Raw genomic sequence first — 19462 nt, 5'->3', positions numbered from 1 at the left:
GAAAGAGAGGATTCAGTCAAAATGAAAATGAGATTCAAAAGATTCTTGTCCGGATTTATGGCAGTCGCAACACTGGCTTCTGTCATTATTCAGCCAGTAGCAGTTTCGGCTTCTGAATTAGAACCGGAAGAAATACCATTTGAACAGCAGTATGCAGAATTAAAAGACGTTCAAGATTCCCTTGATCCGGATGAAATCGTAAAGGCAAATGACATTGAACTTTCTTATGGGCAGGAATTTGATGTAGAAGTTGATCTGTCTGGAATCGAAGGTGTAGATGAAAGTAAGATCAAGATTTTATTCCATGAAGCAAAGAATGAAACTGGTACAGATTTCGACACACATACACCGGATACTTACAAGGCTGTCTATGCAGTAAAACCAGTCAGCGGTCATCCTGCTTATAGAATCAGCAGAAATATTACAGTGAAAGAACCGGAAACAGAAGTGCAGTCAGAGCGTTCTTCGGACAGTACAGTGAATGTTGAGGATGATACTGGGGATACGGAGCAGAGCGAGGAGGATTCGGAGTCGCACCGGGAAACACAAAATTCTGAAAGCACAGCAGATTTGGAATCTGAATTAACCGTTTCAGAAGTACTGGAACAGGCAGAGAGTAATGGCATTGATCTGTATGCAATGGAAGCCGGAGAAACAGTGACCTTTATGGCTGCGGCGGGCAATGCCAGAAGTTCACAGCAGGTTTCTGTGACCAGAGGAGCAGAATACCGATATGCAGATTATGGATATGGAACATATCTTACTTATCAGTACACTGTAAAATTCGGTAATATATCTGCCACAGCATACTGTGTGCAGCCATCCAAACCAGGGCCAGGAAGTGGAACCTATACGATCAATAAAGTTGGTGATGGGAAAACACTTGCAAAAGTGTGCTATTACGGTACAAAGGCTTCCGGTGATGATGGTTTTTTTACAGAAGAAAACGGATACGGCAATTTAAGTACAGGAGCCAGATTTATCTTGGTACATCTGGCAGCATCTTATGCAAATGGAAGTGGGGATGCTTTTTCAGGTGCAAACAGTACAGCACAGAATCTGGCAATGAAACTCTATAATTACTGTATTTCACAGCCGGAAATTCCAGATGTGGCAATGTCCTTTTCGGATGCAGATGTAAAAGCCTATGTGGATGGCAACAGTCAGAGAACAAAGGATATTACATTTAATGCGGATGCGTTACAGACCATTACCATGAAACTTCCGGCAGGTGTACAGCTTCATAACCTGACAACAGGTAAAATAAATAAAGCCGGAGAAAGTGTGGAAATTTGTGGTGGTACAAAGTTTTATCTGTCTGCACCATTAACACAGGTGAGTGATGTGGCAGGAAGCTGGTCTGCAACCATGAAAGGAAGCATTACCAAAGATTATTCAGCTTATAAGATTTCAACAGGTTCCGGAAACCAGGATCTGGCTCTGGTATTTGGTGAAGGCGTTGATGATGAGAAATATGTAGATTTTAAAGTATCTTGGGTACAGCAGGCAAGTGTTAAGGTGATCAAGAAAGATGCCAAGTCAGACGCAAAGCTGTCTGGTGCTGTGTTTGGATTATACAGTGATGCAGAATGCACAAAACTGATCACACAGTTACCTGCGACGGATGAAAACGGTGAAGCGTCCGTACAGATCACTAAGACACAGGATACTGTATATCTGAAAGAGATTACAGCTCCAAGCGGATATCGTATCAATGCAACAGCTTACAATGTGAAACTGGAAGTCAGCAAGACCACAACCGTTACCGTTCCAGATGAAGAACAGATGGGACAGCTTACCGTTTATAAAGAAGGTGAGGTTCTGGTTGGTGCAGATGTAACAGAAAACGGAACAACATTTAAGTATGAGAAACGCAGACAGAGTGGTGCTGTTTATGATGTGTATGCTGGAGCAGATATTAAAACTGCTTATGGTACAAAAGTTTACAGCAAGGGTGATCTGGTAAAAGAGAATCTGACAACAGATACAAACGGAGCTACCGTTCTTAAAAATCTGTATCTTGGTACATATATCGTAAAAGAGAAACAGGCTCCGACAGGATTCTATAATGCCGGAGAGGAAAAGACAGTAACATTATCCTATGCAGGACAGAATGTGGATGTTGTTTTCACTGAGACAACCTTTACTAATGACAGACAGAAAGTAGAAGTAATGGTAACAAAACAGGATGAAGATACAGAAAATCCTCTGGCTGGAGGAATCTTTGGACTTTATGCTGCAAGTGACATTACCAACGTGGATGGAACCGTCATTGTAAAGAAAGGGACACTGATCCAGAAAGTGACAACAGGAGCAGACGGAACAGCGAAGTTTACAGCAGACCTGCCGCTTGGATTTTCTTATGATGTGAAAGAAGTGCAGGCACCGGAAGGGTATGTGAGAAACACAGATGATGTTTATACGTTTGCTTTCTCTTATACGAATGATAAAGAAGCAAAACAGACATTCAAGCATACATTCAAAAATGAACGTGTGACAGCTAAGATTTCTCTGCAGAAGCAGGATAAAGAAACCAAAAAGGCAGTTCCACAGGGTGATGCCACTCTGGAAAAAGCAGTATATGGACTGTATGCTCGTGAGGATATTGTGCATCCGTATGGTGCTACTGGCGTGATCTATAAAGCAGGAGAACAGGTTGCCACTCTTACGACAGATGAGAATGGACAGGCTTTTGTGGATGGATTATATCTTGGTAATTACTATGTGAAAGAGATTACTCCTCCAACTGGTTATCTGGCAGATGAAGAAGAACATGATCTAGTCTGCAATTACGAAGGAGATCTTGTAGCAGAAGTAAAACGTGACTGTCTGTCTCTGGAGCAGGTAATGAAACAGCCATTCCAGATTATCAAGGCGGCAAATAACGGAAAGACCGATGCCGACTTACTGAAAGGGGCAGGATTTACCGCTTATCTGGTATCTTCCCTGAAAGTAAAAGAGGATGGAAGCTATGATTTTGATTCTGCAAAACCGGTAGTGATCGGGGAAAACGGAGCAACAGAAATCTTTACAGATGAAAAAGGTTATGCCTGCAGTATTGCGATTCCTTATGGAACTTATATTGTGCGTGAAACCACGACACCTCATAATTACACTCCGGTAGATGATTTTACAGTGCGTATCACTGAGAACAACCCGAACCAGCCACAGACATGGAGAGTGCTTCTGGATGACGAGTTTGAAGCGAAACTGAAAATCATCAAACAGGATGATGAGACGAAAAAGGCAGTGCTTCAGAAGAATACAGAGTTCAAGATTTTCAACATGGACACTGAGAAATATGTGGAGCAGGTAACAACTTATCCGACTACAGTAAAACATAAATCCTATTTTACAGATGAGCAGGGATATTTGATTCTTCCGCAGAATCTTAAAATCGGACATTATCACATTGAGGAAGTAAATGCACCTTATGGATATACTTTGAATGAAAATTACTATGAGGTAACAGTAGATTCCAATACTGCATACCAGATGGACGGAATTTCCGGGGATGTGATCATTGAAGCAGTTTATGAGAACCATCCTGTTAAGGGTGAACTGACTATCGTGAAAAAGGGCGAAGTTCTGGACGGATTCAAGGATGATTTTACATATCAGACAGAAAATCGGGAAGGGGCAGAGTTTGAGATTTACGCTGCCGAGGACATCTATACTGCAGATTTCCAGAAAGATGATAATGGAAACCGTATTCTGGAATATGCTGCTGGAACACTGGTAAAAACGGTTACAACGGATAAAGATGGAAAAGCGGTCCTGAAAAATCTGCCGCTTGGAAGCTATAAGATTGTTGAAAAGACAGCACCGGATGGCTTTGCTTTAAACAGTGAAGCACAGATCATGACTTTTTCTTACAAAGATCAGGAAACACCAGTCATTGAACAGACAGCTATCTTTGAAAATGACCGTCAGAAAGTAGAAATTTCTGTGGTAAAACAGGATGCTGATACAGAAGCAGCCGTTGCAGGAGCAGAGTTTGGACTTTATGCAAAGAATGATATGAAAGGTCATGGAGCTGTAATTGTGAAAGCAGGCACACTGCTTGGAAAAGCTGTTTCCGGAGAAGATGGAAAGGCTGTATTTACACAGGATCTTCCATTTGGTGAGTATTATATCAAAGAACTTGCAGCACCAGATGGTTATGTATCTTCTGATGAAGTTATGGAAGTAAAAGCAGAATATCAGGGACAGGATGTTAAGGTAGTACAGTTATCTTCTGTATTTAAGAACCAGCCTACAAAGGTTGTAGTTTCCAAGTCTGATTTAACTACTGGCGTGGAATTGTCAGGTGCGACACTTACTGTTCTGGACAAAGCTGGAAATGCAGTTGATACATGGAAATCTGTAAAAGGCGAGCAGCATCTGATTGAACGACTTACCGTAGGGGAAACCTATACTCTCAGAGAAGAAATGGCTCCTTATGGATACCTCAAGGCAGAAGAGATCACTTTTACGATTGAGGATACCGGGGAAATCCAGAAAGTTGAAATGAAAGATGATGTGCCAACAGGAACGATTATCATCAATAAAAATGGAGAATTTCTGGATAAAGTAACTGCACTGGATTCCGTTGGAGGCTGGATCAGCCATTTATTCCAGTATGTAACAGGCAGTCTGAAAGATGTTACTTTTGAAGTTTATGCTTTAGAAGATGTGAAGTCTGCTGACGGAGAAAGTGAAGATCATTATAAAAAAGATGAGCTGGTGGCAACCATTACAACAGATGATACCGGTATTGCAAAAATATCCGGACTTCCGCTTGGCAAATACTATGTAAAAGAAAAAGCTACAGTAGAAGGCTTTGTTCTGGATGATGAAGCAAGAGAGATTGATCTGACATACCGGGATCAGGATACTGCAGAGGTTACTTACTCTGCTGACTGGCAGAATAACCGCCAGAAAGTAGAAGTGAAAGTTGTGAAAAAAGAGAAAGATTCTGATCGTGTACTGGAAGGTGCGGTATTTGCCCTCTGTGTCAAGGATGATATTACAGGAGCAGACGGAAAAGTAATTCTGAAAGCAGATACTGTGATCGAGGAACTGGCAACAGACAAAGAAGGAAAGCTGACTTTTACGGCAGATTTACCGATTGATTTTGCGTATTATATCAAAGAAACATCTCCGGCACCTGGATTTGCAACGACAGATGAAACACAGGAGTTCACGTTTGAGTATGGAGGTGCAGAAAAGGAAAAAGTATTTTATGCTTTTACCTTTGAGGACGAGCCGACTGTAATCGAGATCACTAAGACTTCCCTGACAGACGGAAAAGAACTGGAAGGAGCTAAGTTACAGGTAACTGATGAAAGCGGTAAAGTTGTAGATTCCTGGACTTCCGGTAAAGAAGCTCATATCATCAAAGAACTGGTAGTCGGACAGAAATATACTCTGACAGAAACAAAACCGGCAGATGGTTATGTGACAGCAGAAAGCATCACGTTTACCGTTGAAGACACTGCAAAGCCACAGAAAATAGAAATGAAAGATGATGTGACCAAGGTAGAAATTTCCAAAACAGATATTTCCGGTAAGGAACTGCCAGGAGCAAAACTGACCATTCTTGACAAAGACGGTAAGACAGTAGAGAGCTGGACTTCTGAGGAAAAACCACACTACATAGAAATGCTTCCGATGGGGGAGTATACACTTCGTGAAGAGTCTGCCCCTGATGGATATCTGGTAGCGGAAGATGTGAAATTTACAGTGGAGGATACCGGAGAGATCCAGAAAGTAGTGATGAAAGATGAGGTAAAACCGGAAGAAACACCAACACCGGAAACACCGTCTACACAGGTAACAGATACACCGAAAACCGGAGATAATACACACATGCTGATTTGGATTTTGCTTGCGATTGCAGGCATGGCAGGCAGTGTATCAGCAGTCTGGATTGCAAAAAAAAGAAAATAAAAGTTAATGGAGGGGCATTTATGGGCAGCAAAGTCGTAGATGCCCTTTTGAATGATGAAAGGGGTATAAAATGAGAACGTTATTGATTATTGCAGGGATTCTTCTGGTATTAGTAGTCAACTTTGTTCTGTACTGCTGTATCCGGGTAGGAGCAAAGGAAGACCGTCTGTTGGAAAACCATAGAAAGGAACAGATTGATGCAGGAAGAAGTGAATGAAAAAACAGTGTCCCTGTGTATCACTGGCGGAAAAGTGACAGTTCGCTTATTGAAACAGGCAATGATGCGTTTTCTGGCAGCAATAGAGAAAGAAAAAGCAGAGAAAGCAAGAAAACAGCAGGTAAAAGGACCGCCAGATAAAGATTATCATGGGAAGCAGAGTTTAAAGAAGCTGGCACAGCAGAATGTTCAGCTTTCCAACATTGAGATTACGGATAACAATATTAAGGCTTTTGAAAAAGTGGCAAAAAAATATAGCATTGATTTTAGCCTGAAACGTGATAAGGCCGTAGATCCACCGAGATATTTTGTTTTCTTCAAGGCAAGGGATGTGGATGTGATGACAGCGGCATTTCGGGAATTTACCGGAAAGACATTGAATAAAACAAAGAAACCGTCTGTCCGTAAGAAATTACAGCAGGCAATCGCAGCCCGCAGCCAGGATAAACAGAGAGAACGGGAAAAATCGAAAGAAAAACAGAAGGAGCCGACCTTATGAGTGGGATAAAAAATATAAAGAAAAAACTGAAAGGATTTCAGGTGCGTCCCCCGAATGCAGAAGTGATAAAAAAGGTTCTGTTGCATATTCCGTATGTGGTTGTATTTTATGTGGTAAATAAATGCACCTGGCTGTATCAATATTGCAGAGGCAGTACAGTGGTGGACAGGCTGATGGTTCTTCTTATGAACTATCCGTTAGCGTTTAAAAAGTTGTTGCCGAGTATACAACCGAAAAGTCTGGCTGCGGGAACTATCGCAGCAGTCAGTGTGTGGGCAGTGGTATATTTCAAAGGAAAGAATGGAAAGAAGTTTCGCCAAGGGGAGGAATATGGTTCTGCCAGATGGGGAAATGAAAAGGATATAGCACCTTTTATTGATCCGGTCTTTGAGAATAATATTCTGTTGACACAAACGGAACGTCTGACCATGAACAGCAGACCAAAGAAACCAAAGTATGCCAGAAACAAGAATGTCATAGTAATCGGGGGATCTGGCAGCGGCAAGACCAGATTTTATGTGAAACCACAGCTTATGCAGATGCCGGATAATGTGAGCTTTGTGGTTACTGATCCCAAGGGGACAATTATCGTAGAATGTGGTAAGATGTTAGCACGAGGGACACCGAAGAAAGATAAAAATGGGAAAATCCTGCGTGATAAAAATGGCAGAGTGGTAATGGCTCCTTACAAAATCAAGGTGCTGAATACTATCAACTTTGCCAAAAGTATGCACTATAATCCGTTTCATTACATTTGTTCGGAAAAAGATATTCTGAAACTGGTAAATACGATCATGGTAAATACCAAAGGAGAGGGAGAAAAATCTTCCGAGGATTTCTGGACAAAAGCGGAACGTCTGCTGTATTGTGCTTTGATTGGTTATATCTATTATGAAGCACCAGAGGAAGAACAGAATTTTTCAACCCTGCTGGAATTTATCAATGCCAGTGAAACCAGGGAAGAAGATGAAGAGTTTAAAAATGCAGTGGATCTGTTATTTGAGGAGCTGGAAAGAGACGAGCCGAATCATTTTGCAGTAAGGCAGTATAAAAAATACAAGCTGGCTGCAGGAAAGACAGCAAAAAGTATTTTAATCAGTTGTGGTGCCAGACTCGCACCCTTTGATATTGCGGAACTGCGGGAGCTTATGTCTTATGATGAGATGGAGCTGGATATGATCGGAGATCAAAGAACTGCATTGTTTATTGTAATCTCTGATACGGATGATACATTTAACTTTGTGGTTGCCATGATGTACAGTCAGCTTTTCAATCTGTTATGTGATAGAGCCGATGACGTTCATCATGGAAGACTGCCTTATCATGTAAGAATCCTCTGTGACGAGTTCGCAAATATCGGTCAGATTCCGAAGTTCGATAAGCTGATTGCAACGATCCGAAGCAGGGAAATTTCTGCTTCTATTATACTCCAGTCCCAGTCGCAGCTCAAGACCATTTACAAGGATGCAGCCGAAACCATTACCGGGAATTGCGACACAATGTTATTCCTTGGAGGTAAGGAAAGTACCACTCTGAAAGAAATTTCAGAAACACTGGGTAAGGAAACCATTGACTTATATAACACTTCTGATACAAGAGGACAGAGCAGGTCTTATGGTCTGAACTATCAGAAAACAGGAAAAGAACTGATGAGCCGGGATGAACTGGCAGTCATGGACGGCAACAAGTGTATTTTACAGCTTCGTGGTGTCCGTCCGTTTTACAGTGATAAATTTGATATTACAAAACATAAACGGTATAAGCAGTTATCCGATTATGATAAAAAGAATGAGTTCCATGTGGAAGAATACATGAAACATCAGATGGAAGTCCGGTTAGATCCGGAAGAACAGTTCGACCTTTATATGTATGAAGGCAGTGAACTGGAAGAACAATCAAATAGTGAAAATGAAGGCACAGAGCATGTAACGTAAAACATACATAGCTCTTTTTTTATGCCCTTTTGGGAGGTAGCGATATGCGTAAGCATGAAAGACCGCCCATCAGGGCGGAACCCTCCGAGTAGTAACCGTTAAAAAATCACAATGAAAACAGCAGTTACGAAAGGAGAACATAGATTATGGCGTTTTTTACATCCGCAATTAATATTTTACAGACTCTGGTTGTTGCAATCGGAGCTGGTCTGGCAGTTTGGGGAGTTATCAATCTCCTGGAAGGATATGGAAATGACAATCCCGGAGCCAAGTCCCAGGGAATCAAGCAGCTTATGGCAGGTGGAGGTGTCGTTCTGATCGGTACACAGCTTGTACCATTACTGGCGAATTTGTTTTAGCCGGGGCAGTAAGAAAGGAGAACACGCATGGATAAGATTTTTGAGTCCATAGAAGAATGGATGCGTAACCTCCTTACAGGCATGGTCAGCTCAAACCTGACGAACATGTTTACCGATGTGAATGAAAAAACCGGTGATATTGCAAGTCAGGTTGGGCAAACGCCCCAGGGCTGGAGTGGCAGTATTTTCAGCTTGATCCAAAATCTGTCGGATTCTGTGATTGTACCGATTGCCGGAATGATCATAACCTTTGTGTTGTGCTATGAGTTGATTTCCATGCTCACCGAAAAGAATAATATGCATGACATAGATACATGGATGTTTTTCAAATATTTTTTCAAGATGTGGGTAGCAGTCTGGTTCGTAAGCAATGCTTTTACGATCACAATGGCAATTTTTGATGTTGGGCAGAATGTAGTGAACCGGGCGGCAGGTGTTATCAACCAGCAGACGGCAATCAATATTGATTCGGTAATCACCTCGATGGAGACAGCAATGGAATCAATGGAAGTAGGGGAACTGATTATACTGGCACTGGAAACGCTTCTGGCGAGCCTGTGTTTAAAGGTTATATCCGTTTTTATAACGGTCATTTTATATGGTCGTATGATAGAAATTTATCTGTATTCGTCAATCGGTGCGATTCCATTTGCCACTATGAGCAACCGGGAATGGGGACAGATTGGAAGCAATTATTTAAGAGGATTGTTTGCACTGGCATTTCAGGGATTTTTTATCATGGTGTGTGTGGGCATTTATTCTGTGCTGGTTGCAAACATACAGGTATCAGACAATGTGCATACGGCACTGCTCAGTGTAATGGCATATACAGTGATACTGTGTTTCAGTCTTATGAAAACAGCTAATTTCTCAAAGAGCATCTTTAATGCACACTAAATGTGGAAAAGGAGACGATGAAAATGGCTTTTGTATCAGTACCAAAAGATCTGACAAAAGTAAAAAATAAAATTATTTTCAATCTTACAAAACGACAGCTTATCTGCCTTGGTATTGCAGCGGCAGTAGGGCTTCCGTTTTATTTCCTGTCAAGGGGATTGATTGGTTCGAGTAATGCGGCAACCGGAATGTGTCTGCTGATGCTTCCGGCTTTTTTATTTGCCATGTATGAAAAAGATGGACTTCCTTTAGAGAAAGTCCTCAAAAACGTGATTACAGTAAAATTTATCCGTCCTCCGGTACGGAAATATGAGGTGGAAAACCTCTATGAAAAAAAGAGAATTTTGACAAAAGCGAAAGGAGGTACCGTTCGTGGAAAAAGTAAGAAACGATAAGAATCTTCCAGAGCAGACAGAAGAATTTTCCCATCCGGATGACTGGTGGCTGGATGAAGAGGATTCTGCTGATGGTTTACCAGTGTTTGATCCGGACGAGGCAGAAGATTATGCAAAGGACAGACAGCGTTTGATGGGAGTACCGATGGTTACGGGGTATGAAGCACTGGAGCGACACCGAGGTGTCCGCAGACCAAGACGTAAATTAAGCAGACGGGAAAAACGTGCCTGGAAAAAAGCCCAGAAATATGAAATGAAATTACATAAGGCACACGAAAAAGAAGAAAGAAAACTTGCGAAGCAGGCGGCAAAACAGGCTGCTCGTGAAGAAAAGGCGGCACAGAAACAGGCAAAGAAAGAAGAAAAGCATAAAAAAAAGACAAAGCCGTCGGGTTCTGTAAAATCCAGTGGAAAAAAAGGTACTGTAAAGAAAATATCCAGTACGAATAAAGACAGTAGAAATAAAGGGAAAGATATTACCGCACAGCAGTCCATTCCATACAGGGAAATGGGAAAAGACGGAATCTGTCGTGTGGAGGATGGGTATTATTCAAAGACGATTCGTTTTTATGATATCAACTATCAGTTGGCACAGAATGAGGATAAAAATGCGATTTTTGAGAACTGGTGTGATTTCCTGAATTATTTTGACAGCACCATCCATTTTCAGTTGTCCTTTATCAATCATCACAGCAACATGACAGAATATGAAGATGTGATCCGTATCAAAAAGCAGAATGACAGTTTTGATGATCTGCGTATGGAGTTTGCCCAGATGCTCAGAAATCAGTTGGCAAAAGGAAATAATGGTCTTGTCAGAACCAAGTACATTACATTTGGAATTGAAGCTGACAATATCCGGGAAGCAAAACCAAAACTGGAACGTATCGAAACAGATATACTCAATAATTTTAAGGTTTTTGGGGTATCTGCGTATCCGTTAAATGGTGCGGAGCGTTTGCAGATCATGTATGAAACATTCAACCAGAATGTCAAAGTGCCATTCAAGTTCAGCTATGATGATATGCTGCGTACCGGGCTGAATACAAAGGATTATATTGCACCATCCAGTTTCCTGTTCAAAAATGGAAAGGATTTTCAGATGGGAGATACCATCGGAGCAGTATGCTATCTGCAGATTCTGGCACCAGAGCTGACGGATAAAATGCTTGCTGAATTTCTGGAAATGGACTGTAACCTGCTTGTTAATCTGCATATCCAGTCCATCGACCAGATGAAAGCAATCAAACTGGTCAAGAGTAAGGTTACGGACATTAACCGCATGAAAATCGAGGAACAGAAAAAAGCGGTACGTTCCGGATATGATATGGATATTATTCCATCTGACCTGAATACATACGGAGGGGAAGCGAAAAGACTTCTGGAAGATTTACAGTCAAGAAATGAAAGAATGTTTCTTGTGACTGTGGTGTTTTTAAATACAGCGAAAAATAAACAGGAGTTGGAAAATGTGGTATTCCAGACGGCAGGTATTGCACAAAAATATAACTGTGCATTAAAAAGACTGGACTATCAGCAGGAACAGGGCCTTATGAGCAGTTTACCGCTTGGAAAAAACTGGATTCCGATCAAGCGGGCATTGACTACCACATCGACAGCTATTTTTGTTCCATTTACAACGCAGGAACTGTTTATGGGTGGGGAATCTATCTATTATGGGTTAAATGCCCTGTCTAATAACCTGATCATGGCAGATCGGAAAAAGCTGAAGAATCCAAATGGTCTGATACTTGGTACTCCTGGATCTGGTAAATCTTTTGCGGCAAAGAGAGAGATTACCAATGTGTTTATTGTCACAAAAGACGACATTATCATCTGTGATCCGGAGGGTGAATATTTTCCGTTAGTCAGGGCATTTAACGGGCAGGTTATCCGTATTTCTCCGACCAGTCATGATTACATCAATCCAATGGACATTAACATCAATTATGCGGATGATGACGATCCGCTATCTCTGAAATCAGATTTTATCCTTTCGCTTTGTGAACTGGTAGTAGGAGGGAAAAATGGTCTGGAACCAGTGGAAAAAACAATTATTGACCGATGTGTACGTCTGGTATATCAGGACTATCTTTCTGATCCGGTTCCAGAGAAAATGCCAATCCTGGAAGATTTATATAATCTGCTTCGCAAACAGGAAGAGGCAGAGTCGCAGAGGCTGGCAACTGCACTGGAAATCTATGTAAATGGTTCCCTGAAGGTGTTTAATCACCGTACAAATGTAGAGTTGAACAATCGTCTGGTATGTTTCGATATTAAAGACCTTGGTAAACAGCTTAAAAAACTTGGCATGTTGATTGTTCAGGATCAGGTTTGGAACAGGGTAACAGTCAACCGTTCTGCTCATAAGTCCACCAGATATTATATTGATGAGTTCCATCTGTTGCTGAAAGAAGAACAGACAGCAGCATACAGTGTAGAAATCTGGAAGAGATTTCGTAAGTGGGGCGGTATTCCGACTGGTATCACACAGAACGTAAAAGATCTGCTTGCTTCAAGGGAAATCGAGAATATCTTTGAAAACTCAGACTTTATCCTGATGCTCAACCAGGCATCCGGGGATCGACAGATTCTGGCAAAACAGCTTAATATTTCAACACACCAGCTTTCCTATGTAACAAACAGTGGAGAGGGAGAAGGGCTGATTTTTTATGGAAATACAATTATTCCATTTAAGGACAGATTCGATAATACCCTTATGCTTTATGCGTTAATGTCATCGAAACCGGAAGATGTAGAGAAGCGTGAAAAACTCGGAATTAAAGGCAGAGATGATAGTTGAAGAGGTGACAGCAGAACATGAGGAAATGGGTGGCAGGATTGTTACTTTCTATATCCATTGTATTGTTTACAATCAGTATTTATTTTCTGATGGGATTTTTTTTACAGGAAAGACAGGATAATCAGTTACAGCAGGAACTGCAGGAGCTAATGCAGAAAAGAGAGGATGAATCGGAAGAAGATGCTTCCGGCGATTCTTTGATAGAGGTAGATGCTGGAATTTTGGCATTGCATGAAGAAAATCCGGATTGTATTGGCTGGCTGACCATTGATGGAACGAGAATAGACTATCCGGTCATGTATCGGCCCGGAGATAAAAATTATTATCTGCATCGGGATTTCAATGGGGAATATTCTGCAAATGGATGTTTATTTCTGGCAGAGGAATGTGTACCAGGGGATTCGGACAATCTGATCATATATGGACATCACATGAACAGTGGGAAGATGTTTGCTGACCTTGAGAAATATAAGGACGAAGGATTTTACGAAGAACATCCGACAATCCTGTTCCGCACGATATGGGGAAATGAACAATATCAGATATTTGCAGCATTTACAACGCCCGTTTATACAGGAAATGATTTTGATTATTACAGTTTTATCAAAGCTGGAACAGTGGCTGATTATAAAAAATTTGTTGCTTCCGTTAAGGAAAAATCACTTTATCAGACAGGAACAACAGCAGAATATAGAGATAAGTTACTTACACTGTCTACTTGTGAGTATTCCCAGAAAAATGGGCGTATGGTACTGGTTGCAAAGAAAAATAGCGGAAAGGAATAAAACGGAAAATTACCATAGATCAGGAGATGATGACCATGCAGGAGCATGAATATAAAGCAAGGGACAAGACTGTCCAGAAGATGAGTCGGGATGGACTCAGGGAAAAAAATCTCCGCAGTAAAAAGGAAAAGCGGATTACCGGACGTGAGGCAGATGAGAAGAAAACAGCCGGACACAGGGAACAGGAGCTGGACTTTGGAAAGGTCAGAAAAACTCATACTGCAGAAGAAACGGTTGAGGAAGTGACAGAAGGAAAGCACAGGTTGCAATCGAGACACGCTTCTCTGGAAGAGGAAGAAATTGCGGAAACGGAAGAAATGGAAAATTCAGAAATGAGTGATGATAAAGCAGGCGGGGAGAAATCTCCGCCTGTTTCACGTTCCAGACTTCGGAAAGATAGTATCCGGGGGCATCCAGAATGGAAATTTGAACGTGATTCTGAAATAACAGAACCGGACAGGCAGAACCGAAAGAAAAAGATGGTCACAGCCTATGCAGCAAAAGAGCAGAAACGCTACCATGAAAAGGCAGAAGTTGATGAAAAATCAATGGAAGACTTTCGGGAAGAGATTAAAGATAAGACGAAAAGGGAACAGACGCTAAAAGAACAGAAAAAATCAAAATCCCATCTTTCCTTTGAAGATGAAAGTAAAGGTATGATTCCCGGTAGCAGAATGGCAAGAAAGGGAGCAACCGTTGTTTCAGAAACGGTATCTGCCTATGGTCAGAAAAAAATCAGAGAGGATACCGATGATAATGCTGCTCTTGATGCAGCAGATCAGATGGAACTTGCGGGAGAAAGTCTTGCAAGAAAGTCAATTTACGTTCGGGAACGGTTGAAAGAAAAACGACAGAGAAATAATCGGTTAAGGGAATCTGTTCTGGAAGAAACAGAAAAATCCCGTTTGCAGTTTAGCACCAGTGCTTCCAATGAAGCAAAAAAGGCGGTTCAGAAAGAAGCAGAGCAGAAGAAACAGTCTGCATTAAAGAAATTATTGCAGAAAAAGCGTTACCAGAAGCAGTATCAGGCTGCGAAACATGGAAAAGCTGTGAAAGACGCAGTGCTTGTAAACGCACAGCGATTTACGGAAAAAGCCAAAGCTGCGGTCAAGGAGCTTGTGGCACAGAACAGAAATATCCTCCTGTCCATAGGAGTTCTGGTGCTGCTGTTTGCGTTAATGGCAACGAGCCTGTCAAGCTGTGCTGCGTTATTCCAGGGCAGTTCCAATGCTATTATTTCTACCAGTTATTCCAGTGAGGATGAGGATATTTATGCTGCGGAAAATGCTTATGTGGCATTAGAAAATGCACTGAATGAGCAGATCAATCAGATGAAAGCAAACCATTCCGATTATGACGAGTTCCAGTTCCAGATTGATGAGATCGGACACAACCCGTATCAGCTTATTTCCTATCTGACAGTTAAGTATGGTGGTTTTACCTATGCAGAGGTTGCAGATGAGATTCAGGAGATTTTTAAGGAACAGTATGGCTTGTATACGGATTCGACACGAGAAACGGTAACAGAAAAGAAAAAGGTCAAGGTTGGAGAATCACTGGGACAGGTTGTGACCAGTGGATATTGTAACTGCCCGATCTGTTGTGGACAGTGGAGTGGAGGCCCGACAGCGAGTGGAGCCTATCCACAGGCAAATCATACGATTGCGGTAGACGCTTCTAATCCATTTGTGCCAATGGGAACCCATGTCATTATGAATGGTGTGGAGTATGTAGTTGAGGATACCGGAAATTTTGCACAGTATGGTGTGCAGTTTGATGTATTCTACGGCGATCACGCTTCTGCGTCAGCACATGGGCATCAGACCTGGGAAGCATACATAGCAGACAGCAATGGAAGTCAGGAAGTGGAAGTAACGACAACAAGAGAAGTGAACCGGCTGGATGTAACACTTACGAACCATAACCTGGATGCAGTTTTAAGAAACCGTATGACAGATAAGGAACAGGAGCAGTATGACGCTTACAACAAATACTATGGAAATCGTGATTATCTGTTTGACCTTAACACAATTCCGACAGGTGGGGCAGGCTTTGGATATGATATTCCGGCAGAAGCACTTTCTGATCCGCAGTTTGCCAAGATGATTCGGGAAGCGGAAAAATATCTTGGTTATCCGTATGTCTGGGGCGGTGCATCGCCATCTACCAGTTTTGACTGTTCTGGTTTTGTATGCTGGGTAATCAATAATTGCGGAAATGGATGGAACGTGGGAAGAACAACAGCGGACGGGCTTCGTTCTTATTGTTCCTATGTATCTCCATCGGATGCAAAGCCGGGAGATCTGATCTTTTTCCAGGGAACTTATGATACGCCGGGAGCGAGCCATGTTGGAATTTATGTAGGAAATAACATGATGATTCATTGTGGAAATCCGATTCAATATACAAGCATTGCAAGTTCTTACTGGCAGCAACATTTTATGGCATTTGGCAGACTTCACTAGAAGGGAGTAAACAAGAGATGAATATGCGATTAAAAAAGGTTCTGGATGACATTCAGAAAACTGAAAACAAGATTCTGGAACTGCAGGAGCATGTAAGGCAACTGAGAATCCAGAAAAAGCAGATGGAAGATGCAGAAATCATTAAGGCAATCCGTTCCATGAAGATGGACAGCCGAAAGATGCTGACTTTTCTGGACGGGATTCAGAATGGAACAGTTACCATGCAGTTTGATGAAGAGGGCAATCTTTCTATGGATAGTTCTGAAACAGGTATAAAGAAAGAAGAAAATATGGACAGAGAAATGTCAACCGGACTGATAGAAGAAAGAGAGGATTTGGAAGATGAAGAATAAAGTAATGAAAAAAATTTTGATGATTATGTTGTCATCAACAATACTGATGGGTTCTGCCAGTGTGACCGCTTTTGCACAGGCAAATGAAAACGCAGAGCAGACTGAAACTGCGGAACAGGTGATAGAAGAACAGCCGGCGGAGCAGCCTGCCGCAGAGGGAACACCGTTTTCCACATCGGGAAACGGACAGCTTGTGGATGATAAGGAGAATGACAGTTCCAAGCAGTTTCTGACGGTACAGACAAAGAATGGAAACACCTTTTATATGGTCATTGACCGTTCCGGTACTTCCGAAAACGTGTACATGATGTCACTGGTAGATGAAAATGATCTGGCAGAGTTCTTAGGCGAAAACGAGGAAATCGAGAAAAAAGAGGAACCAGCAGTTGTTCTTCCGGAAACGACTGCAGCACCAGAACCAGAAACTACCGTACAGCCAGAAACAGAAGTAAAACCGGAATCCGGTGGTAATAAAATGTTTGGCTCTGCGATCCTGGGCGGCGGTATTGTACTGGTATTCGGTGGTTTAGCTGCTTTTGCTTTAAGTAAATTCCGAAAGAAAAAAGAGGACGGTATTGTAGAGGAAGGTCTGGAATTTGCTGATGACAGTTACATCAATGAAGATGAAGAAAATGCGGAAGATCAGCAGAAATAACAAAAAAAGCATAAGGTATGGAGAAAGGGCGGTTCTTTATGGACTGCCTTTTTGACAGGAACAGGAGGAAAACATGGCGAAATTTTTAGTGATCGCAGAGAAACCGAGCGTGGCACAGAGCCTTGCAAAAAATTTATCTGCTTATCAGAGAAAGGACGGGTATCTGGAGGGGAACAGTTGCATCGTCAGTTGGTGCCTGGGGCATCTGGCAGAGTATGTCCCACCGGAAATCTATGATGAAAAATATGCAAAATGGCAGTTTGAGGATTTACCGATTATTCCGGAAGTATGGAAAGTTCAGGTATCAGAGGATAAAAAGAAGCAATTTGATGTGATATGCAGCCTGATGAACCGGGCAGATGTAGCATATCTGGTGAATGGCTGTGATGCCGGAAGAGAAGGAGAACTGATTTTTAAAAGAGTTTATGATCTGGCAGGCTGTCAGAAACCAGTGAAGCGTCTGTGGATCAGCTCAATGGAAGATGAAGCCATTCAGAAAGGATTTCAGTCCCTAACTGACGGGAGAGAATATGCAGGGCTTTGTAATGCTGCGGTATGCAGGGCACAGGCGGACTGGCTGATCGGAATGAACGCAACGAGAGCTTACACAACCAGATATTTTAAACGTCTGGTAGTTGGCAGAGTGCAGACACCAACGCTTGCTATGCTGACGGAAAGAAAAGAGAAAATTGAGCATTTCAAGAAAGAAGCCTATTATAAGGTTTCCCTGTCAGATGGAAGACTTGCGGTAATTTCAGAAAATATTCAGTCTGAAACAGAAGCGGAAGAATTAAGAAAACTCTGTGATGGGACAGAAGCTGTTGTGACCAGAGTGAAAAGAGAACAGAAAAAGACTTCTCCGCCCAAACTTTATGACCTGACCAGTCTGCAGAGGGAAGCAAACCGATTTTTCGGATACACTGCACAGAAAACATTGGATATGCTGCAGGAACTGTATGAAGAAAAGATGGTTACTTATCCGAGAACAGACAGTCAGTATGTAATCGAGGATATGAAAGAAACGGTAAAAATGCTTGCCGAAGGCATGACAGATTTTCTTCCGTTTCTGGAATCTGGACAGATTAGGGGAAACATAGATCGTGTGGTTAATAATGCAAAGGTATCTGATCATCATGCAATCCTACCGACAAAAGAAGCAATGGAAAAAGGCATGGGAGGACTTTCCGGTGGAAAGAAAAATCTGCTGATGCTGATCGGACAGCAGCTTGTTCAGGCAACAGGGGAAGAGTACCTTTATGAGCAGACAGAAATTTCCGTACAGTGCAAAGAACATGAATTTACTGCAAAAGGAAAGCTGCCTGTGCAGATGGGCTTCAAAGAAGTGGAAGAAGCCTTTCGGAAATACTGTGTAAAGGATAAGAAATCTGATGAACCGGATCATAAGACAGAACTTCCAGAAGGATATGAGGAAGGAATGACTCTTGCCTCTGTGAAAGCAGAGAAGAGTACACATTACACTTCTCCGCCGAAGATGTTTACCGAAGATACTCTGCTTGCTGCAATGGAAACAGCGGGAAATAAGGAATTTGATTCTGAAACAGAGAAAAAGGGATTGGGGACACCGGCAACCAGAGCCAATATTATTGAGAAGCTGGTATCTTCCGGGTATGCAGAACGTAAAGGAAAGCAGATTTTTCCTACGGTGGCAGGCTGTGAGCTGATTCATGTAATGCCGGAGAATCTGAAATCCGCAAGCCTGACAGCAGAATGGGAGAATCAGCTTCTGATGATGGAAAAGGGAAAAATCCACGATGATGAATTTATGGATGGGATTGTATCTATGATTACCGATGTTCTTTCAGTATGCAGGGCGATTCCAGAAGAAGAACGGAATCGTTTTCAGACTGCAAGGGAAGTAATTGGGAAATGCCCGGTATGCGGTTCCGATGTATATGAGGGTAAGACCAATTATTATTGTTCTGACAGAAGTTGTCCGTTTGCTTTATGGAAGTCAAATAGGTTTCTGGAAAGCATGAAAAAATCAATGGATAAAAAGATGGCAGTGGAGCTTCTGAAAAAGGGACGTACCCATGTAAAAGGACTGTATTCCAAGAAAAAGGACAGCAAATTTGATGCTGATCTTGTACTTGGGGTAGAAGATGGAAAAGCCAGATTCAGTCTGGAATTTCCTAAAAAGAAAAAATAAAG

13 protein-coding genes are annotated in these 19462 nt (G+C 41.9%); all 13 read left to right on the top strand.

The features are described 5' to 3' along the window. Positions 1–21: 21 nt before the first annotated feature. The 13 genes from EJE48_RS01695 to EJE48_RS01640 all read left to right on the top strand — a co-directional run bounded on the left by EJE48_RS01695 (position 22) and on the right by EJE48_RS01640 (position 19460). The gene (locus EJE48_RS01695; RefSeq protein WP_124984239.1) at positions 22–5931 is read left to right on the top strand and encodes a SpaA isopeptide-forming pilin-related protein; all 5910 of its coding nucleotides are present in this window, start codon (positions 22–24) and stop codon (positions 5929–5931) included. Between the two features lie 70 nt (positions 5932–6001). After that, on the top strand, positions 6002–6148 hold the full coding sequence (locus EJE48_RS12325) for a hypothetical protein (RefSeq protein ID WP_170158613.1): 147 nt from the start codon (positions 6002–6004) through the stop codon (positions 6146–6148). After that, on the top strand, positions 6129–6647 hold the full coding sequence (locus tag EJE48_RS01690; protein ID WP_124984238.1) for a PcfB family protein: 519 nt from the start codon (positions 6129–6131) through the stop codon (positions 6645–6647). The genes EJE48_RS12325 and EJE48_RS01690 overlap by 20 nt, the downstream gene beginning before the upstream one ends. Next, entirely contained in the window at positions 6644–8581 is a 1938-nt protein-coding gene (locus EJE48_RS01685) for a VirD4-like conjugal transfer protein, CD1115 family (RefSeq protein ID WP_124984237.1), read from the top strand. The genes EJE48_RS01690 and EJE48_RS01685 overlap by 4 nt, the downstream gene beginning before the upstream one ends. Before the next feature lie 146 nt (positions 8582–8727). Further along, a complete protein-coding gene (locus EJE48_RS01680; RefSeq protein ID WP_005421639.1) occupies positions 8728–8940 on the top strand; it encodes a Maff2 family mobile element protein in 213 nt (70 codons plus the stop codon). A gap of 27 nt (positions 8941–8967) precedes the next feature. Next, on the top strand, positions 8968–9837 hold the full coding sequence (locus EJE48_RS01675; protein ID WP_002594799.1) for a VirB6/TrbL-like conjugal transfer protein, CD1112 family: 870 nt from the start codon (positions 8968–8970) through the stop codon (positions 9835–9837). A gap of 23 nt (positions 9838–9860) precedes the next feature. Next, a complete protein-coding gene (locus EJE48_RS01670; RefSeq protein WP_002594798.1) occupies positions 9861–10232 on the top strand; it encodes a PrgI family protein in 372 nt (123 codons plus the stop codon). A gap of 145 nt (positions 10233–10377) precedes the next feature. Further along, positions 10378–13035 carry a VirB4-like conjugal transfer ATPase, CD1110 family gene (locus tag EJE48_RS01665; RefSeq protein WP_431835052.1) on the top strand — a complete coding sequence of 886 codons (2658 nt, stop codon included), beginning with the start codon at positions 10378–10380 and terminating at the stop codon, positions 13033–13035. Positions 13036–13064: 29 nt separating this feature from the next. Further along, positions 13065–13820: a class B sortase gene (gene srtB, locus EJE48_RS01660; protein ID WP_243107940.1), complete on the top strand. Its 756-nt coding sequence runs from the start codon at positions 13065–13067 to the stop codon at positions 13818–13820. 35 nt (positions 13821–13855) lie between these two features. After that, positions 13856–16285 carry a CD1108 family mobile element protein gene (locus EJE48_RS01655; RefSeq protein ID WP_124984235.1) on the top strand — a complete coding sequence of 810 codons (2430 nt, stop codon included), beginning with the start codon at positions 13856–13858 and terminating at the stop codon, positions 16283–16285. A 17-nt stretch (positions 16286–16302) separates the two neighbouring features. Next, complete coding sequence (locus EJE48_RS01650) at positions 16303–16638, top strand: DUF4315 family protein (RefSeq protein ID WP_002594794.1); 336 nt, start codon at positions 16303–16305, stop codon at positions 16636–16638. Next, the gene (locus EJE48_RS01645) at positions 16628–17293 is read left to right on the top strand and encodes a CD1107 family mobile element protein (protein ID WP_124984234.1); all 666 of its coding nucleotides are present in this window, start codon (positions 16628–16630) and stop codon (positions 17291–17293) included. Before EJE48_RS01650 ends, EJE48_RS01645 begins: the two co-directional genes overlap by 11 nt. Before the next feature lie 73 nt (positions 17294–17366). Further along, a complete protein-coding gene (locus EJE48_RS01640) occupies positions 17367–19460 on the top strand; it encodes a type IA DNA topoisomerase (protein ID WP_124984233.1) in 2094 nt (697 codons plus the stop codon). Positions 19461–19462 lie beyond the last annotated feature (2 nt).

This window comes from Anaerotignum faecicola, from assembly GCF_003865035.1.
Taxonomy (GTDB): Bacteria; Bacillota; Clostridia; order Lachnospirales; family Anaerotignaceae; genus Anaerotignum_A; species Anaerotignum_A faecicola.
Note: the sequence above shows the minus strand (reverse complement) of the source record. Positions and strands in the feature narration are given on the sequence as shown.

Bases quoted from the DNA above. Each gene is read 5' to 3' on its own strand.
- EJE48_RS01695 (WP_124984239.1), top strand. From the start codon at position 22: ATGAAAATGAGATTCAAAAGATTCTTGTCCGGATTTATGGCAGTCGCA.
- EJE48_RS12325 (WP_170158613.1), top strand. From the start codon at position 6,002: ATGAGAACGTTATTGATTATTGCAGGGATTCTTCTGGTATTAGTAGTC.
- EJE48_RS01690 (WP_124984238.1), top strand. From the start codon at position 6,129: ATGCAGGAAGAAGTGAATGAAAAAACAGTGTCCCTGTGTATCACTGGC.
- EJE48_RS01685 (WP_124984237.1), top strand. From the start codon at position 6,644: ATGAGTGGGATAAAAAATATAAAGAAAAAACTGAAAGGATTTCAGGTG.
- EJE48_RS01680 (WP_005421639.1), top strand. From the start codon at position 8,728: ATGGCGTTTTTTACATCCGCAATTAATATTTTACAGACTCTGGTTGTT.
- EJE48_RS01675 (WP_002594799.1), top strand. From the start codon at position 8,968: ATGGATAAGATTTTTGAGTCCATAGAAGAATGGATGCGTAACCTCCTT.
- EJE48_RS01670 (WP_002594798.1), top strand. From the start codon at position 9,861: ATGGCTTTTGTATCAGTACCAAAAGATCTGACAAAAGTAAAAAATAAA.
- EJE48_RS01665 (WP_431835052.1), top strand. From the start codon at position 10,378: ATGGTTACGGGGTATGAAGCACTGGAGCGACACCGAGGTGTCCGCAGA.
- EJE48_RS01655 (WP_124984235.1), top strand. From the start codon at position 13,856: ATGCAGGAGCATGAATATAAAGCAAGGGACAAGACTGTCCAGAAGATG.
- EJE48_RS01650 (WP_002594794.1), top strand. From the start codon at position 16,303: ATGAATATGCGATTAAAAAAGGTTCTGGATGACATTCAGAAAACTGAA.
- EJE48_RS01645 (WP_124984234.1), top strand. From the start codon at position 16,628: ATGAAGAATAAAGTAATGAAAAAAATTTTGATGATTATGTTGTCATCA.
- EJE48_RS01640 (WP_124984233.1), top strand. From the start codon at position 17,367: ATGGCGAAATTTTTAGTGATCGCAGAGAAACCGAGCGTGGCACAGAGC.